The following is a 16,070-nucleotide window of genomic DNA, read 5'->3' as shown; positions in this document are numbered from 1 at the left end:
CGTCGCCCTGCTTTCTACCCGGCGCGACCCGGCCGGTGACAATGCGCCATGACGTACCCTTAACGCGAAAAAGGGCCGGAGCAACCCGCTCCGGCCCCCTTTTCCACAAGCAGAACGCCTTTTCGGCGATCAGAAGCGGACGCCGATGCCGGTGATGATCTGGTGGCGCTCCGGATCGACGCCGTTGGCCTGCGAGCCGTAATTGGAATAGCGATACTCGGCCTTGGCGAACACCGCGTCGGTCAGCTTGAACTCGGCACCCGCGCCGAGACGCCAGCCGTCGTAATTGTCGCGCTGGCGCAGCGACAGCGCCGGCGTGCTGTTGGGCGAGTCGTAGTCCGTGATGAACTGGGCGTTGGTGTAGCCCGCCTTGGCATAGATCAGCGTGCGCGGCGTCGCGAGGAAGCCGAGGCGGCCGCCGACATAGAGGTCGCGGCCCGCCTTCACGCGCAGCCGGTCGCCCTGCGTCAGCACGTTGCTGCTGCGATCGCTGATGCTCGAGCCGGTCACTTCGCCCTCGACGCCGAACACGGTGCTGCCGCGCTGGATGTCATAGCCGATATTGCCGCCAAAGGTGACGCCGTCGCGCGACGCGTCATAGGACGACTTGTCGTTCACATGGTCCCAGCCGGCGATGATCTCGGCGTGCGAGCCGTTGAACGCCTGGTCGGGCCCCTGGCTCTGCGCCAGCGCGGGGGCGGCAACGGCGGACGACGCGATCAGGGCGGCGATGAAAAGCTTGGTACGCATTAGGGTTACTCCTCACTGAAACCGCACCGACAGGGCGCGGCCTGACGCCGGCCGCAGGCCCGGGGGCCTCGGCCGCTTGCGGGATCGGCAACCGGGGGGCGTCGGCCATCACCATGGCCGGGTGCGACACGCTGCCCTCCTCGTTCGCCTCTCCCGCAGGCTCTGCGAGCGAAACGACCGATGCACCCGCGCCGCTGACGCTCGGATGAACGAATCTGGGCCGAAATGGGACATTGCGTTTCGCGTCGTTTCGGCGGAGAGCCGCGCCATGGCCAGCACGCGACAAGGCCGCGACTTCATTGCGCGGCACGGCGAAACGGTGTTCAACATTGCCCGGCGGATGCAGGGCGACCATCCGCACACCCCGCTGACCCGCGCTGGCTTCGCCCAGGCCGATGCGATGGGCGCGGCGCTTCGGGAATTGCTGGGGCCGAAGCCGAAGCTGACGCTCTGGTCGTCGAGCGCCGGCCGTGCATTGCAGACGCTGGCGATCATCGCCGAGCATCTCGAGCTCGACTGGCACCAGGTACGCACCGACGACCGACTGGTCGAGATCGGCATGGGCGACTGGAGCGGGCGCTATTATGCCGATCTGGAGCGCGAGATCGGCACCTTCCTCGACCGCGAGCACGGTCTCTACACCCGCGCGCCGCAAGGCGGCGAATGGTATGATGCGATCGCCGCGCGCGTCTCGGGCTGGCTCGCCGATACCGACGACGATCCGGGCGACCGGCTGGTGATCCTGCACGGCATGTCGGGCCGCATCCTGCGCGGGGTGATGACCGGCCGCGACGTGCTGCCCCAGTTCGATGCGCCGGTGGCGCCGGACCTGCCGCAGGGATCGATCGTCCGGATCGAGGACGGCGTGGAGACAGTGGTGCATCGCGGCACCGGGCGCGGCGCGGCCCCGGCATGATCCTGGCGCTGGCGCTGCTCGCTCTGGTGCCCCCGCGCGAGACGATCGGCATCTACGAGCATTGGGGCGCGTTTCGCGACACCGCGCCGACGCGCTGTTTCGCGGTGGCGCGGCCGAGCAACAAGGCCCGGCGCGGGGAAGCGTTCGTCAGCATCGCCAGCTGGCCGGGGCGCGGGGTGCGGCACCAGCTCTACGTCCGTCTCAGCCGCGCGCGGGCAGATCATGCGCGCGTGATGCTGGTGGCCGGCGAGCGCCGCTTCGAACTCACCGCAAGCCGCCACGACGCCTGGGCACCGGACGCGCGCACCGATGCGGCGATCGTCGCGGCGATGCGCGATGGCCGGGCGCTGAGCGTGGAGAGCGTCGATACCGGGGGCGCGCCGTTCGTCGACGGCTATGCCCTGCAGGGCGCCGCCAGCGCGATCGACGCAGCGACGCTGGCGTGCCTGTAGCCCGGTAGAGCGGGAAGGCATCCGAGCCTGCGCCCCCCTCCCGCCTGCGGGAGGGGTCGGGGGAGGGGCTGCTACCAATCGACACTTCTTCCACGTCAGCCCCTCCCCTAGCCCCTCCCGCAAGCGGGAGGGGAACATGGCGGAAGGAGAACGACCAACCTGACCGCAAAACCACTGGCACCTGCCGCGCCAGCCACTATCTTGGCGCCGTGCGAACCCCGACCGTCTCCGCCCGCCTTGCCGATGGTGTCGCCTCGATCCCGGCGGCGGAGTGGGACGCCTGTGCGGGCGCCGACAACCCGTTCCTCAGCCATGCCTTCCTCTCGATCCTCGAAGCCTCGGGCTCGGCGACGGCGGAGACGGGCTGGCAGCCGCTACCGATCGTGGTCGACGGGCCGGACGGCACCCCTGCCGCGATCGCGCCGGCGTATGGGAAGAGCCACAGCCAGGGCGAATATGTGTTCGACCATAGCTGGGCCGATGCCTGGGAGCGCGCCGGCGGGCGCTATTACCCCAAGCTGCAGGTCGCGGTGCCGTTCACGCCCGTCCCCGGCCCCCGGCTGCTGCTGCGCGACCCCGAGCAGGCGCCTGCGCTGATCGCCGCCATCGAGGCGGTGGTGGACCAGCACAAGCTCTCGTCCGGCCATGTCACCTTCGTCGACGAAGCGCAGGTGCCGCTGTTCGAGGCGGCCGGCTGGCTGATCCGCACCGGCACCCAGTTCCACTGGCACAATCAGGGCTATGCCAGCTTCGACGACTTTCTCGGCGCACTCGCCAGCCGCAAGCGCAAGGCGATCCGCAAGGAACGCGCCGCGGCGGTCGAGGGCCTTACCGTCCGCCACCTGACCGGCGCCCAGATCAGCGAGGCGCATTGGGACGCCTTCTGGGCCTTCTACCAGGATACCGGCAGCCGCAAATGGGGCCGGCCCTATCTCACCCGCCCCTTCTTCTCGATGCTCGGCGAGGCACTGGGTGACAAGGTGCTGCTGATGCTCGCCGAGCGCGACGGCCGCCCGATCGCCGGCGCGCTCAACCTGATCGGCGGCGACGCGCTGTACGGCCGCTATTGGGGCTGCACGGAGGACGTGCCGTTCCTCCATTTCGAGCTCTGCTACTATCAGGCGATCGACGCCGCGATCGCGCGCGGCCTGCCCCGCGTCGAAGCCGGCGCGCAGGGCGAGCACAAGCTGGCACGCGGCTATGTGCCGGTGACGACCTGGTCAGCCCATTACCTCCCCGACCCCGGCTTCCGCCGCGCCGTCGCCGACTTCCTGGTCCGCGAGCAGCAGGCGGTCGAGCGCGAGCAGGAATATCTGGAAGAGCTGACGCCGTTCAGGAAGGCGGAGTAGGCGTCTGTTCCGGGGCCGACGCGGCGCCAGCCGCGGGGTCTCAGCGGGATGGGCTATGCAGCCGGCGACGCTTCCACTCGTCGGCCGCCTCGCCCATGGTCTTCGGGGTCCCATCCTTCAGATAGGCCATGAAGTCTCTGTCGAACTTGAAGGCAGGGCCACAGGCTTCGGTGAAGAATCGCCGTACATTCTGGGTGTTGCGGTACGCGTGATCCACCTCGGTGGTAGGGTGAATGGCGCCTCCATGCCAGTCGAATCCAGAACCCATTTCACCCCCCGTGTCAGCGCAGAGAACCCGGCCAGCGTGCAGTCGTCGATCGTCCATGCTTCGGACACGGCACCGACGAGCGCCATCAAGACGGCGGCGCGGTGCCATTCCCCGGCAGTTCCCCCGCCGCCTCGGCCTCGCGGATCAGCACCGACTCGGGCCGCGGGATCGGCAGATCGCCGGGGTTGAGGCCCGGGCCGGGGACGCTGTGGTCGACCCGGTACAGCACGCTCGGCCCGTCGCGCCACAAGGGGATCAGCCCCTGCTCGTAGCGCGGGTCGAACGCCGGCGGGCGGATCAGCCAGACATAGTCGAAGGCGTCGCGCGGAAAGATCGCCAGGCTGCGCGCGATCGGGCGCCACCATTCGCGCGGGCACTGGACGTTGGTGACGATCTCCGACGGATCGTGCGCGAAGCGCTTCGCCGCGCGGTAGCGTACCGTCAGCAACTGCCCGCCCGCCATCGACCATTGATCGTTGGTATAGGCCAGCCGCCGCTCCAGCGCGAGCGCGGGCACGTGCTGGAGGCGGGTCATCTTCCATTCGTTATAGCAGGTCTCGCCGACAAAGCTGACCAGCCGCGCGCCCACCGGCAGATGGTCCAGCGCCTTGAGCTCGCGGTCATAGACCTGATCGTAGAGGTAGAAGCTCCACGCCGTCGCACCGATGCGGGCGAGGAAGAAGCTGAGGCCGAGCACCGCGACGGTGGTCGCACCCCGCATCGAAAGCCCCGGCTTGGGCCGGATCGCCAGGATTGCGATCGCGATCAGGAACGGCACCAGCCGCATGTCGGCATAGGCCGATCCGAACACCACGCGCGGCAGGAAGATATAGACCAGCAGCAGGAACAGCGCGGAGAGGCCGAGGTTGCGCGAATACTGGATATTGGGGTCGCGCACCGCCTTGAGGATCAGCAGGAAGATCACGCCGACGCTGGCGAGATCGAACAGCTGCCACCGGTCGCGGAACACCTGGGTCACCCACAGCGTCTTGGCGCGCCAGTTGAACCAGTCGAAGGTCTGGCCGGAAACATGCTCGCCGCCGCGCCAGATGATCATCAGCACCGCCGGGAGCGCCAGCACCAGGCACTGCACACCGGCGAAGAAACAGGGGGCGATCCAGCCGTTCCTGAAATCCTTGTACCAGGGCAGGTCGCGGTTGCGGCGCGCGTCGTGCTGGCGGATCAGCTCCGCCGAGAAGGCGAGCACGCCCAGCACCCCCCAGCCGAAGGTGTGCGCGATCCAGATCAGCACCGAAATCGGCACGAACACCATGGAGCGGAAGCGGAACTTGCCGAGCCGCCCCAGCCGCAGCCACCAGCCGAACGCCAGCATCGCCAGCCCCATCGAGAAGGCGAAATTGACGAAGCCGAAATGGAAGGGGAAGGAATAGGCGAGCGGCAGCGCGAACAGCGCGGTCGCCGGGATGCGGCCATGCACCTCGCGCGCGATCATCAGGAAGCCCGCGACCGTCATCGCCGGGATGGTGATGACGAGCAGCTTCACCGCCAGTTCGAGCGGCAGGCCAAGCTTGACCAGCGGGATGATCGCCAGATCGATCCCGAGATTGCCCATCAGCTGCCAGCGGAAATCATACCAGTCGCGCAGCCAGGGCGTGCTGTCATAGGCGAACTGCACCCGGTAGCGGCCCATATGGCCGGGCAGGTCGACGAGCGGCGGAATATCCGGCCATAGCAGCGGCACCATCGCCACCAGCGTCGCGAAGAGCACGAACCAGCGTGTCTGCCACCAGTGCAGCCGAACTCCTTTATCCATCGCGCCGCTTTAGTGCGGCGAAGGGCCGGGCGACAAGCGCTTATGGTCGATCCGGTAGAGCGCGTCCCCGCCAACGGCCCAGACGGGGGTCATGCCGGCAAGGCGGCGGGGGTCAATTGCCGGGGGGTGGATCAGCCAGACATAGTCAAAGGCCGCGCGGGGCAGCGTCGCCAGCGACTCGTCGAGCGTCAGGAATCCGGGCTCCAGCGTGCAGGGGGCCGCCAGCACCATCTGCGAGGGGTCGCTGTCGAACCCGGCCATGGCGGCAGGGACATGGATCGTCAGCGGCGAACCGCCGCCCAACCGCCACTGATCGTTCGAGAAGGCGCGCCGCTCGGCCAGCGCGAGGCCGGGCAGATGGTTGAGCCGCTGGTGCTTCCAGGGCTGGCCGCAGCGTTCGCCGACAAAGCTGACCAGCCGCGCGCCCTGGGGGATATGGTCGAGCGCGGCCAGGCGCTGGCGCCAATCGGCATCGTAGAGCGCCAGGCTCGCGGTCGTGCCCACGATCCGGACCAGGAAGAAGCCGAGCGCGATCCCGGCGATCGTGGCGCGGCGGCGTTCGGTCATCCCCGGCCTGGCCTGCAGCGCAAGCAGGCCGAGCAGGAAGAGATAGGGCACCAGCCGCATATCGGCATAGGCCGAGTTGAACAGCATGAAGGGCAGCAGCACGAAGGCCGCGAGCACCAGCAGGAACGCGCGGTGGAGGCGCGGTTCCAGCCGGGTGTCCGGGTCGCGCCAGCCCTGGTAGAGCAGGCTCACCAGCACCGCGACCGAGACCAGGTCGAGCAGCTGCCAGCGATCGCGTACCACCGAGACCAGCCAGCCGATCTTGGTGCTCCACACGAAGAACGGGCCGGTCATCCCCGCGCCGGTGCCGTCGCGCCAGAGCAGCAGCAGGATCGCCGGTGGGGCGAGCGGCAGCAGGCGGAGCGCCACGCGCTTCCAGTCGCTTAGCTCGGCACCGAGCACGAACAGCCCGAGCATCGCCCAGCCGACGACATGCGCGAGCCAGATCGCGAGCGCGATCGGCACGAACACGGCGGCGCGCAGCCGATAGTGCTCCCGCCGCCCGAGCCGCAGCCACAGCGCGAAGGCGTTGAGCGCCAGCGCCATCGCCAGCAGGTAGTTTACGAAGCCGAAGTGGAAGGCGTAGTTATAGGCGAGCGGCAGCGCGGCGATCGTCCAGGGGGGGACGCGGCCATGCACCTCGCGGGCGATCCACAGCGTGCCGGCGACGGTGAGCATCACCGTGGCGATCACCACCGCCTTCACCGCCGGCAGCAGCCCCAGCACGGGGCCCAGCGCCCGCACCGCGAGGTCGACGCCGAGATTGCCGACCGGCATCCAGCGATAGCGATACCAGCCGGAAAGCGGCCCGGCCTCGCCGTCCAGCATCACCCGGAAGCGGCCGAGATGGCCCGGCAGATCGGTCAGCGGCGGGACGGCAGGCCAGAGCAGCGGCACCGCGCTGAGCAGCACCGCCGCCAGCGCGAACCACCGCGTCTCCCACCAGCGCTTGGGGCTCAATGCGTCGTCCCGCGTCCGACCAGCCGATAGACCATCGGCGCCTCGCCCGGGCGCGACACCTGCGCCAGCCAGCCCGGCACCTGCCCGGCGTGCAGCGCGCCGGCGAGGCGGTGGGCGTCGTTGCCCGCGCTGCCCAGTTCGCCGAGGCCATCGGGGCAGAGCGCGACATAGTCTACGCCCCAGCGCCGGGCAGTCGCCTCCGCCTGCGCGGGCGGACTCAGGAACAGGTCGAGCATGGCACGATTTCCTTGGGTGTTGCGATGATAGGGGCCGGCGAGGAAGCGATGCCGGGTGGCGGGAAGCAGGAAGCCGCTGAGGTCGATCGGCGCGGCGACGAGCCCGGGCGGCAGCGCCGCGACGCGGGCGAGCGCGGCGGGGGCAGTGCAACCGGGTCCGGCAGCGGCGATCGCCTTGGGCGCGAGCGCGTCGCCGAGAAAGGCGTAGACCAGCCCCGCCGAGGCCAGCCAGGCGGCGGCGAGCGGCAACGGTCCGCGGGCCCGCGCGGCGGCGATCATCGCGGCGAGCGCGGGGGCGGCCAGCACGGCGGCGGCATAGGCCCCGCGCAGCTGCGTCAACGCGACGAGGACCGCGACGCTCTGGAATCCGGCGAGGATGGCGGCGTCGGTAGTGCGGGTTCGCCAGGCGTGCCACAGGCCCGCCCCCAGTCCCACCAGCGCCAGACCGAGATAGGCGGTGCCGTGCCAGCCGGGCGCCGACAGCACCGATTGCGCCTCCGCCACCTGTGCCAGCCACAGGCGCGCGAGCGTCGGATCGACCGCACCATAGGGATGCAGGCACGCAGGCGAGACCAGCGCCGCCGCGCCGATCGCGAGCGCGCCGGCGGTCAGCATCACGTCGAAGCGGCGCTTGCGGCGCGTGGTGGCGAAGCCGGCGACCGCCATCGCGGCGGGTGCCAGCGCCACCAGCATGGCAGCGCGCCAGAGGATCGCGGTGAAGCCGTCGCACGCAGGATAGGCCCATCCGCTCGACGCGAACACCGGCCGCCCCGCCGCCAGCGCAAGCAACAAGGCGGTGGCATAGCCGGTCATCCGTGCCTGCGCCCCTGCATCGCCGCGCCACCAGCGCAGCGCGATGGCGAGCCCGCCCGCGGCGAGGAGCGGCGCGGTTTCCAGCCCCACGACCAGCGACAGCATCGTCGCGAGCCCCGCGACCGCGCCGCCCTGCAGCGAGCCTCGCCCGAGCGTCGCCCATAGGAGTGCCAGGACCAGCACCATCTGCAGATTGTGATGGTCGATCCGGCCGGGGAAAAAGAGCGTCGTCGCCGGGAAGGCGAGCGCGGCGATCACCGCCGCCATGCTGCCCGAAATGCCCAGCCGCCGCGCGATCGCGGCGACGAGGATCAATGCGACCGCGAACCACAGCACCGGCACCACCGCCACCGCCGCAACGGTGGCGACATGGCTCCCGACCATCGGCGTCAGCAGCAGGATCAGCCCGGCGGGCAGCAGGTCCGCGAGGCGCGACCAGTGCATCTCCAGCCCCGGCGGGGGGCCCAGGCGATGCTGGGCGAGGTCGGCGAAGGGCTGCCCGCCCAGCCAGTCGCGGACCTGCTGGAGGCGCATGCCGTCATCGGTATCGGGCAGCCGCAGCGCCGCCAGCGGCGCCTGGTCGCGCACGATCCAGGCGAGCCCGAGCAGCAACGCCAGCACCAGCGCGACGATCGAATCGCGCACGGCGTTGCTAGGCTGGCCCGGTCCCATGCGACCGGGCTACGCCACCATGGTTAATGGGGCGTTGCACCCCGGCTCCGGCACTATCCGCTGTTGCGAAGCGCGGTGGCGATCGCGTTGATCGACAGGAGGATTCCCTCGCCGATCCGGGGATCGTCCTCGCCCGCGCGGTGGCGCTTCATCAGCTCGATCTGGAGCAGGTTGAGCGGCTCGATATAGGGCAGGCGGAGCCGGATCGAGGTATCGAGCAGCGGGTGCTTTTCGAGGAGCCGCGTCTGGCGGGTCACCTGCAGCAGCGCGTCGTGCGTCTGCTGCCAGCCGCTCTCGATCCGCCCGAAGATGCCGTCGCGCAGCTCGCCGTCCTCGACCAGCGCGGCATAATGGCTGGCGATCCGCATGTCGGACTTGGCGAGCACCTGCTCCATATTGTCGAGCGTCGCGCGGAACAGCGGCCAGGCGCTGGCCATCTCGCGGAGCAGCCCCTTGTCCTCGAACGCCTCCAGCGCCGCGCCGACGCCGTACCAGCCCGGGAGCATCACCCGGGCCTGCGCCCAGCTGAACACCCAGGGGATGGCGCGCAGATCCTCGATCGCGTCGCTTTTCTTGCGGCTGGCCGGGCGCGAGCCGATCTTGAGCCCGGCGATCTCCGCGATCGGCGTCATCTGGCGGAAGAAGGTGGTGAAGCCCGGCGTCTCGTAGACCAGTCCGCGATAGCTGCGGAACGCGGTCTCCGAGATCCGGTCCATCGCCGCGGCGAAGCGCTCGGCATCGGCCGGCGCGAGCTGTTCCGGCTCCAGGCTGGCGAGCAGCGTGGCCGAGGCCATCGCCTCGAGATTGGTCATCGCGCTTTCGAGGCTGCCATATTTGGCGGCGATCACCTCGCCCTGCTCGGTGATGCGGATGCGGCCCTGCACCGTGCCCGGCGGCTGGGCGAGGATCGCCGAGAAGCTCGAGCCGCCGCCGCGCCCCACCGCGCCGCCGCGACCGTGGAACAGCTGCATCGCCAGCCCCGCCTGCTCGAACACCGGCTTGAGCGCGGTCGATCCGCGGCTGAGTTGCCAGGTCGAGGTGAGATAGCCCCCGTCCTTGTTCGAATCGGAATAGCCGATCATCACTTCCTGGTGCCCGCGCGCCGCGGCGATGGCGGCGACTTCGGGCAGGCCGAGCCAGGCTTCCATGATCGGCGGCGCGGCTTCGAGGTCGGCGATCGTCTCGAACAGCGGGATCGCCATGATATGGGCCTGCGGCGTCTCCCCCGGCACGTAGAGGCCCGCTTCCTTCAGCAGGATATGGACCTCCAGCAGGTCGGAGACCGACTGCGCCATCGAGACGATATAGTGTCGGATGCAGTTGCGGCCGTAGCGCGCATGCGCCGCCGCTGCCTCGCGGACGATGGCGAGCTCGGACGCGGTCTCCTCGGAATAGCTCGCATAGGGACTGGTCAGCGGCCGCGCATTGGCGAGTTCCCGGCGCAGCAGGTCGATGCGCGCCGGCTCGTCGAGCGCGGCATAGTCGTCGCACACCCCGGCGGACTTGAGCAATTCCGCCACCACCCGTTCGTGGATCGCGCTGTTCTGGCGCATGTCGAGCGTGGCGAGGTGGAAGCCGAAGGTCTCGACCGCGCGGATCAGCCGGCCGAGCGCACCGCCGGTCGCGAGCGGTCCGCCATTGGCGAGCCCGCGGGCGATGGCGACCAGATCCTCGCGAAATTCGGACGGATGGCCATAGGGCGTGGCGGCGATCGGCGAGGGCCGGCCGGGCAGCTTGCCGACCAGCGTCTCATGGGTGGCCGAAAGGCGCGCATAGATGCCGGTCAGCGCGCGGCGATAGGGTTCGTCGCTGCGGCTCTTGCCGGTATCGCCACTGGCCTCGGCGAGCCGCAGCACCGCCTCCGGTACCTCGGCATGCTCGGTCGAGATCGACAGCTCGGCGCCGAGCGCGTGAACCGACTCGAGATAATGGTCGAGCACCGTCTCCGCCGCGCGGGCGAGGGCGAAGCGCATCGATGCGGCGGTGACGAAGGGATTGCCGTCGCGGTCGCCGCCGATCCAGCTGCCGGGGCGCAGGAAGCTCGGCGCGCGGTCGCCCAGCGCGCGGTCCCAGCGGGCGTACAGCGCCGGCAGCACCGGCAGGAACACGTCGCGGAAATAGGACAGCGCCGTCTCGACCTCGTCGGGCACGCCCAGCTTCTCGCGGCGCAGCACGCGGGTCTGCCAGAGCAGCGCGATCTGGCGGAGGATCGCCTCCTCCACCTGGTCGCCGTCGGGCGTCTCGGTCACGCCCTGGTCGCGCAACCGCATCAGCTCGGCGATGCGGTTCTTGTGGTCGATCATCGACTTGCGCCGCACCTCGGTGGGGTGGGCGGTGAGCACGGGGCTGACCAGCGCCTGCTCCAGCAGCGCCATCACCGGCTCGCGGCCGATGCCGGCCTTGGCCAGCCGCTCCAGCACCGCGGCAACATCGGCATCCTTTTCGGTGGCGACGCCCTGGCGATCCTCGGCGAGGTTGGCGAGCATCGAGAACAGCATGAAGCCGCGGACGAAATCGAGCGTCTCGTCGAGGGTCAGCCGGTCGAGCCCGGAATCGATCGCGCTCGCCCCCGCCACGCCCCGGTGCCGGTCGACCGAGGTCGCGCGGATATATTCGATCCGCTTGAACAATTCCTCGCCGCCATAGGTACGAATGACGTCGCCGAGCAGCCGGCCAAGGAAGCGGATGTCGGGGTTGTTGGTGATTGCGATGCTGGCCATGGGCGCGATTGCTGCACTGCAAAGTGAAGACGGTCAACTTGTTCGCGCTACCACAATGCCTAGCTTAAGCGCATGGATTTAGTTGCATTTGCAACCCACAGCGTACGGCGCGCAATGATCGGCCAAATTCGTGCCGTGTTCAACGACACCGCGCGCGGCGAAAAGCCCGTCGAACGCAGCGCCGACGGGCTGTTTCCCCCCGACTCGGTGATTTGGCGCGTCCATGGCGACGTGACCACGATGATGGTCGGCGGGGTCACCGCACTGCTCCTCCAGATGCTCCATCCCGCCGTGCTGGCAGGGGTGTGGGACCATTCGCAGTTCCGCCACGACATGCTCGGCCGCCTGCGCCGCACCGCCCGCTTCATCGCCCAGACCAGCTATGCCGAGCGCGGCGAGGCGCAGGCGGCGATTGCGCGGGTGCGAAGCATCCACCACCAGATCCACGGCATGCTGCCCGATGGTACGCCGTACCGTGCCGACGATCCCCGGCTGCTCGCCTGGGTGCATGTGACCGAGGCGGTGAGCTTCCTCGACGGCTGGATCCGCTACGCCGAGCCGGCCATGTCGCGCGCCGACCAGGACCGCTATTTTGCCGAGTTCGCGAAGGTGGCCGAGGCGCTGGGCGCCGATCCGGTGCCGCACAGCCGCGCCGAGGCGATGGCGCTGATCACGACCATGCGCGGCGACCTTCGCTACGACGCGCGGACCCGCGAGATCGCGCGGCTTCTGCTCGAACAACCCGCGCCGAATCTTGCGACCAAGCCCTTCCAGGCAATGACCTTCGCCGCCGCGATCGACCTGCTGCCCGGTTGGGCGCGGCAGATGCACCGGCTCTCCACGCCGCCGCTCGCGGCGCCGGCGGTGCGCCTCGGCACCCGCGGCGTGGCGGAGACGCTGCGCTGGGCGTTTCGCTGATTTTCCACCTCGGAAAGTTTTCACTTTCCAAATCGGCAAATCACGTTATCTCTTTCCACATCGGAAAGGGAGAATCGCCATGTCCAGTATCGCCGAAGCCCACGAGGCGCTGGCCCACATTCAGACCAGCCGCGCGCAGCTTGCCCGCATCGCCCACTGCCCGCCCGCGCGCCACCTGGCATTCGCGGCGCTGGAGGCGGGGGTCGTCGTCTCACCCGCCGCTGCGCCGTACCAGTTGCTCGCCCTTGTGCCGGTCCTGGTAGGTCTGGTGCTGATCGTGCGCTGGGATCGCCGCCGGCTCGGCATGTTCATCAACGGCTATCGCCGCGGCCGTACGCGCCAGGTGATCGCGGCCTTCCTGCCGGTCCTCGCCGCGCTGTATGCCGCGAGCGCCTACTGCGTCCTGGCCAAGCATCTGGTCTGGCCCTCGCTGCTGCTCGGCGTCGTCATGTTCGGCGTCGCGACCTGGATCAGCATGGTCTGGCAGCGCGTCTTCGTCCGCGAACTCGAGGCGGGCCTGTGAAGGCGCCCGCGTTCGACCCGGTGATCCACCCGCCGACCCGGCTGCAGATCATGGCGGTGCTGACCAACGTGCAGGAAGTCGAGTTCGCCGCGCTGCGCGATCTCACCAGCGTAAGCGACTCGGTGCTGTCGAAACATCTCTCGGCACTGGCCGAGCCGGGCTATGTCAAGCTGCGCAAGGCCGCGGCCAATGGTCGGCAGCGGACCTGGGCCTCGGTCACCCGCGCGGGGCGCGCCGCGTTCGAACAGCACGTCGCGGCATTGCAGGCGCTGGTGACGAATGTGCCGGTCGCCCCGGTCAGCGCACCAGCGTGAGGTTCGGGCGCGGCCGGGTCATGCTCGCCAGCAGCAGCGTCAGCACTGCGGCGAAGACCGGCGCCAGCCACAGCGCGTTCCAGCCCCAGCGGAACTGGCTCGCCGCGCCGATCACCACGCCGCTGACGAAGCCGAGCCACAGCGCCAGATAGCGCAGCCAGCCGAAGCGATCGGCATCGCCCATCAGCGCGCCGGCGAGCTTCTGCCCGAGCTTGACCAGCGAGCCGGTCATGTAGGTGAGGCCGATCGTGACTTCGCCGTCGCGGTGGAACACGCCGTTCTCCGTACCCATCGCGGCGGCGAGCAGCAGCAGCACCTGCGGCCCCGGCATCAGCGTGGCGACGGCGGCGGCCAGGGCCAGCAGCAGCGTCACGACCGCCATTACCACCGGCTGGTGGCGATGCGGCCGGGCGCGGGCGAGGATGGTGGAGAGGATCACCCCCGCCACGAAGCTCATCACCAGCGATGCGGCCATGGCCGCATCGTGCACGGAGCCGCTGCCCAAGCCTACGCCCAGACGCGTGGAATTGCCGCTCATGAACGAGGCGAAGAAGCCGCCCAGGCTGGTGAAGGCGAGCGCATCGACGAAGCCGGCGAGCGCCGCCAGGAGGATCGCAAGGGCGATCAGCGGTGACTCGGTACGTTGCATGGCCCCTCTTTGCCCCAAGCGGCACCGACACGCCAAGGCCTGCGTTTGACTTGGCCGCCGCGGCCACGGCAAACGGAGGGCATGAACAGTTCGGTTGCCGCCCAGATCGGTCCCATCCTCCCTTGGCTCGACCTGTTCGGGATCGCGGTGTTCGCCGCGACCGGGGCGCTGGCGGCGACCCGGCACCAGCAGACGATCGTCACCGCTACCTTTTTCGCGCTGATCACCGGGGTGGGCGGCGGCACGGTACGCGACCTGCTGATCGGGGCGCCGGTCTTCTGGGTGCACGACGCGACCGTCGCGGCACTGTGCCTGGGCATGTCGGCGATCGTATGGATCACCCCCCAGCGCTGGTGGAGCGACCGCACCTTCGCCTGGCTCGACGCGCTGGGGCTGGCGGCCTATGCCGCGTTCGGCGCCGCCAAGGCGCTGGGCTATGGCATCCCGCCGGTGCCTGCGGCGGTGATGGGGGTCGTGACGGCGTGCGTCGGCGGCATCATCCGCGACGTGCTGGCGGGCGAGCCGTCGATCCTGATGCGGCCCGAACTCTATGTGACGGCGGCGGCGCTGACCGCGTCGGTCTATGTGGTGCTGAGCCTGCTCGGATTGCCGCCTTATGCGGCGGGCCTCGTCGCCGCGGCTGCCGGCTTTGCGCTGCGGGCCGCCGCGATCGTCTTCCAGTTGGGGCTGCCGACCTACCGGGGCAATCGCTGACCGTTCATCGCTTGCGGCGCGTCGGCGCGTGAAAGTCCGGCGGCTTGTCGGCGATCCAGCCGAGGAAGCGCGCGATGTCCTCGCGCTCCGGCAGTTGGTCCAGCGTCGGGTAGAGGCGGGCCAGATCGGCGTTGCTGGCGCTGGCGTGGATTGCGCGGTGGCAGATCGGATGGAGCGGCACCGTCTCGCGACCGCCCTCGCTCTTCGGCACGACATGGTGCCATTCCACCCGGCTCCCCAGCGGCCGACCGCACAAGGCACACGATGCGGGTGCCGGCTCCCGGGAAAGCGATTCCAGCGCCGCGAGTGCGGCCTTGTGCCGCACCCGCCCGCGCATCAGTCCTTCATCGCGTCGATCAGCTTCTTCACTTCCTGGCTGCGGCCGCGCGGCAGCACCAGCACATCGGCGCCCGAGACGACGACGATCAGGTCCTTCACGCCGACCAGCGCGACGCGCTTGCCGGGCTCGCTCTGCACCAGGCAGTTGGTCGCCTCGATCGCGACCACGTCACCGCGCACCACATTGCCGCCGGCATCGGGGTTGCTGATCGCGTGCAGCGCATCCCAGCTACCCACGTCGCTCCAGCCCATCGAGACCGGCACGACGGCGACGCGCGGCGCCTTTTCCATCACCGCATAGTCGATCGAATCGGACGGGCAGGCGGCAAAGGCCGTCGCATCCGGAAAGATGCGGGCGCCCTCACGCCGGGCGCTGTCCATCGACTGCTGCGCGGCTACCAGCATCTCCGGCGCGAACACGCTCAGCGTGCCGAGGTACATGTCGGCGCGGAACAGGAAGATGCCGCCGTTCCAGGCATGGTCGCCCGAGGCGAGCATCGCCTCGGCACGGTCGCGCGGCGGCTTCTCGACGAAGCGATCGACGCGGTAGACGCCGGGCGCCAGTTCCTCCTCGCCGATCTTGATCCAGCCATAGCCGGTCTCGGGCGAATCGGGGGTGATGCCGAAGGTGACCAGCCAGCCTTCGTTGACCAGCGGCAGCGCCGCGTCGATCGCGGCGTGGAACGCGTCGACATCGCCGATCACATGGTCGGACGGCATGACGAGGATCGGTTCGCTGCCGCCGCCGGCTGCCATCGCGGCGAGCGCGATGGCCGGCGCGGTATTCCGGCCGATCGGCTCGAGAATCAGGGCCTTCACCGCGAGATCGACCTGGCCCAGCTGCTCCTCGACCAGATCGGCATGGAAGGCGTTCGCAACGACGATCGGCGGCGTGAAGCGCGCACCCGATGCGCGGCGCGCGGTGAGCTGGAGCATCGTTTCCTCGGCAGTCAGCGACAGCAGCTGCTTGGGCCGCTCCGGCCGCGACATCGGCCAGAGGCGCGTCCCCGAGCCGCCCGAAAGAATGACAGGCGTGATCGGCTTCGTATCCGGCATGCGGAAAAGGCTCCCTGGTTCGGTTCCGTAGAATAGCTGGGCAATTGGTGCATGTGAAACAAGGGTCGGCCGAAACGGTT

The 16,070-nt window shown here is 69.5% G+C and carries 16 protein-coding genes; 7 read left to right on the top strand and 9 right to left on the bottom strand.

All coding sequences use genetic code 11. The features are described 5' to 3' along the window. Positions 1-129: 129 nt before the first annotated feature. Positions 130-750, bottom strand: a complete 621-nt coding sequence (locus tag QZ814_RS15210) for an outer membrane beta-barrel protein (RefSeq protein ID WP_294333882.1) — start codon at positions 748-750, stop codon at positions 130-132. Between the two features lie 268 nt (positions 751-1,018). Here QZ814_RS15210 and QZ814_RS15205 point away from each other — a divergent pair, with 268 nt between their 5' ends. The 3 genes from QZ814_RS15205 to QZ814_RS15195 all read left to right on the top strand — a co-directional run bounded on the left by QZ814_RS15205 (position 1,019) and on the right by QZ814_RS15195 (position 3,467). Next, entirely contained in the window at positions 1,019-1,666 is a 648-nt protein-coding gene (locus tag QZ814_RS15205; RefSeq protein ID WP_294333880.1) for a histidine phosphatase family protein, read from the top strand. Then, on the top strand, positions 1,663-2,118 hold the full coding sequence (locus QZ814_RS15200) for a hypothetical protein (RefSeq protein WP_294333879.1): 456 nt from the start codon (positions 1,663-1,665) through the stop codon (positions 2,116-2,118). The genes QZ814_RS15205 and QZ814_RS15200 overlap by 4 nt, the downstream gene beginning before the upstream one ends. Before the next feature lie 209 nt (positions 2,119-2,327). Next, entirely contained in the window at positions 2,328-3,467 is a 1,140-nt protein-coding gene (locus QZ814_RS15195) for a GNAT family N-acetyltransferase (RefSeq protein ID WP_294333878.1), read from the top strand. 40 nt (positions 3,468-3,507) lie between these two features. On the opposite strand, the gene QZ814_RS15190 is transcribed toward QZ814_RS15195, so the two are convergent. The 5 genes from QZ814_RS15190 to ppc form a co-directional block, all read right to left on the bottom strand. Next, positions 3,508-3,735: a DUF6434 domain-containing protein gene (locus tag QZ814_RS15190; protein ID WP_294333876.1), complete on the bottom strand. Its 228-nt coding sequence runs from the start codon at positions 3,733-3,735 to the stop codon at positions 3,508-3,510. An 85-nt stretch (positions 3,736-3,820) separates the two neighbouring features. Continuing rightward, positions 3,821-5,509: a hypothetical protein gene (locus tag QZ814_RS15185; RefSeq protein WP_294333874.1), complete on the bottom strand. Its 1,689-nt coding sequence runs from the start codon at positions 5,507-5,509 to the stop codon at positions 3,821-3,823. A gap of 9 nt (positions 5,510-5,518) precedes the next feature. Further along, entirely contained in the window at positions 5,519-7,036 is a 1,518-nt protein-coding gene (locus QZ814_RS15180) for a hypothetical protein (protein ID WP_294333870.1), read from the bottom strand. Beyond that, positions 7,033-8,730, bottom strand: a complete 1,698-nt coding sequence (locus QZ814_RS15175) for a hypothetical protein (protein ID WP_294333867.1) — start codon at positions 8,728-8,730, stop codon at positions 7,033-7,035. Before QZ814_RS15175 ends, QZ814_RS15180 begins: the two co-directional genes overlap by 4 nt. A gap of 80 nt (positions 8,731-8,810) precedes the next feature. Continuing rightward, a complete protein-coding gene (ppc, locus tag QZ814_RS15170) occupies positions 8,811-11,477 on the bottom strand; it encodes a phosphoenolpyruvate carboxylase (RefSeq protein ID WP_294333863.1) in 2,667 nt (888 codons plus the stop codon). 114 nt (positions 11,478-11,591) lie between these two features. Between ppc and QZ814_RS15165 the strand changes: the two genes are divergently transcribed. From QZ814_RS15165 to QZ814_RS15155, 3 genes are all read left to right on the top strand, one after another. Beyond that, positions 11,592-12,395 (top strand): oxygenase MpaB family protein, encoded by an 804-nt coding sequence (locus QZ814_RS15165; RefSeq protein WP_294333861.1) that lies wholly within the window; start codon positions 11,592-11,594, stop codon positions 12,393-12,395. Between the two features lie 79 nt (positions 12,396-12,474). Further along, the gene (locus QZ814_RS15160) at positions 12,475-12,918 is read left to right on the top strand and encodes a hypothetical protein (protein ID WP_294333859.1); all 444 of its coding nucleotides are present in this window, start codon (positions 12,475-12,477) and stop codon (positions 12,916-12,918) included. Continuing rightward, the gene (locus QZ814_RS15155) at positions 12,915-13,232 is read left to right on the top strand and encodes a transcriptional regulator (RefSeq protein ID WP_294333857.1); all 318 of its coding nucleotides are present in this window, start codon (positions 12,915-12,917) and stop codon (positions 13,230-13,232) included. Before QZ814_RS15160 ends, QZ814_RS15155 begins: the two co-directional genes overlap by 4 nt. On the opposite strand, the gene QZ814_RS15150 is transcribed toward QZ814_RS15155, so the two are convergent. Further along, the gene (locus QZ814_RS15150) at positions 13,216-13,881 is read right to left on the bottom strand and encodes a YoaK family protein (protein ID WP_294333856.1); all 666 of its coding nucleotides are present in this window, start codon (positions 13,879-13,881) and stop codon (positions 13,216-13,218) included. The genes QZ814_RS15155 and QZ814_RS15150 overlap by 17 nt on opposite strands. A gap of 81 nt (positions 13,882-13,962) precedes the next feature. On the opposite strand from QZ814_RS15150, the gene QZ814_RS15145 reads away from it, so the two are divergent. Continuing rightward, positions 13,963-14,595, top strand: coding sequence for a trimeric intracellular cation channel family protein (locus QZ814_RS15145; RefSeq protein WP_294333854.1), 633 nt, complete (start codon positions 13,963-13,965; stop codon positions 14,593-14,595). Between the two features lie 4 nt (positions 14,596-14,599). Here QZ814_RS15145 and QZ814_RS15140 read toward each other — a convergent pair whose 3' ends face one another. Both QZ814_RS15140 and QZ814_RS15135 read right to left on the bottom strand, forming a co-directional pair. After that, the gene (locus QZ814_RS15140; protein ID WP_294333853.1) at positions 14,600-14,932 is read right to left on the bottom strand and encodes an HNH endonuclease signature motif containing protein; all 333 of its coding nucleotides are present in this window, start codon (positions 14,930-14,932) and stop codon (positions 14,600-14,602) included. Next, the gene (locus tag QZ814_RS15135; protein ID WP_294333852.1) at positions 14,932-15,990 is read right to left on the bottom strand and encodes a mannose-1-phosphate guanylyltransferase/mannose-6-phosphate isomerase; all 1,059 of its coding nucleotides are present in this window, start codon (positions 15,988-15,990) and stop codon (positions 14,932-14,934) included. The genes QZ814_RS15140 and QZ814_RS15135 overlap by 1 nt, the downstream gene beginning before the upstream one ends. Between the last annotated feature and the right edge of the window lie 80 nt (positions 15,991-16,070).

Source organism: uncultured Sphingomonas sp. (genome assembly GCF_913777625.1).
In the GTDB taxonomy this organism is placed as follows: domain Bacteria; phylum Pseudomonadota; class Alphaproteobacteria; order Sphingomonadales; family Sphingomonadaceae; genus Sphingomonas.
This window is presented reverse-complemented; position numbering and strand designations above follow the sequence as displayed.

Bases quoted from the DNA above. Each gene is read 5' to 3' on its own strand.
- QZ814_RS15190 (WP_294333876.1), bottom strand. From the start codon at position 3,735: ATGGGTTCTGGATTCGACTGGCATGGAGGCGCCATTCACCCTACCACC.
- QZ814_RS15160 (WP_294333859.1), top strand. From the start codon at position 12,475: ATGTCCAGTATCGCCGAAGCCCACGAGGCGCTGGCCCACATTCAGACC.
- ppc (WP_294333863.1), bottom strand. From the start codon at position 11,477: ATGGCCAGCATCGCAATCACCAACAACCCCGACATCCGCTTCCTTGGC.
- QZ814_RS15210 (WP_294333882.1), bottom strand. From the start codon at position 750: ATGCGTACCAAGCTTTTCATCGCCGCCCTGATCGCGTCGTCCGCCGTT.
- QZ814_RS15185 (WP_294333874.1), bottom strand. From the start codon at position 5,509: ATGGATAAAGGAGTTCGGCTGCACTGGTGGCAGACACGCTGGTTCGTG.
- QZ814_RS15140 (WP_294333853.1), bottom strand. From the start codon at position 14,932: ATGCGCGGGCGGGTGCGGCACAAGGCCGCACTCGCGGCGCTGGAATCG.
- QZ814_RS15200 (WP_294333879.1), top strand. From the start codon at position 1,663: ATGATCCTGGCGCTGGCGCTGCTCGCTCTGGTGCCCCCGCGCGAGACG.
- QZ814_RS15205 (WP_294333880.1), top strand. From the start codon at position 1,019: ATGGCCAGCACGCGACAAGGCCGCGACTTCATTGCGCGGCACGGCGAA.
- QZ814_RS15145 (WP_294333854.1), top strand. From the start codon at position 13,963: ATGAACAGTTCGGTTGCCGCCCAGATCGGTCCCATCCTCCCTTGGCTC.
- QZ814_RS15150 (WP_294333856.1), bottom strand. From the start codon at position 13,881: ATGCAACGTACCGAGTCACCGCTGATCGCCCTTGCGATCCTCCTGGCG.
- QZ814_RS15165 (WP_294333861.1), top strand. From the start codon at position 11,592: ATGATCGGCCAAATTCGTGCCGTGTTCAACGACACCGCGCGCGGCGAA.
- QZ814_RS15135 (WP_294333852.1), bottom strand. From the start codon at position 15,990: ATGCCGGATACGAAGCCGATCACGCCTGTCATTCTTTCGGGCGGCTCG.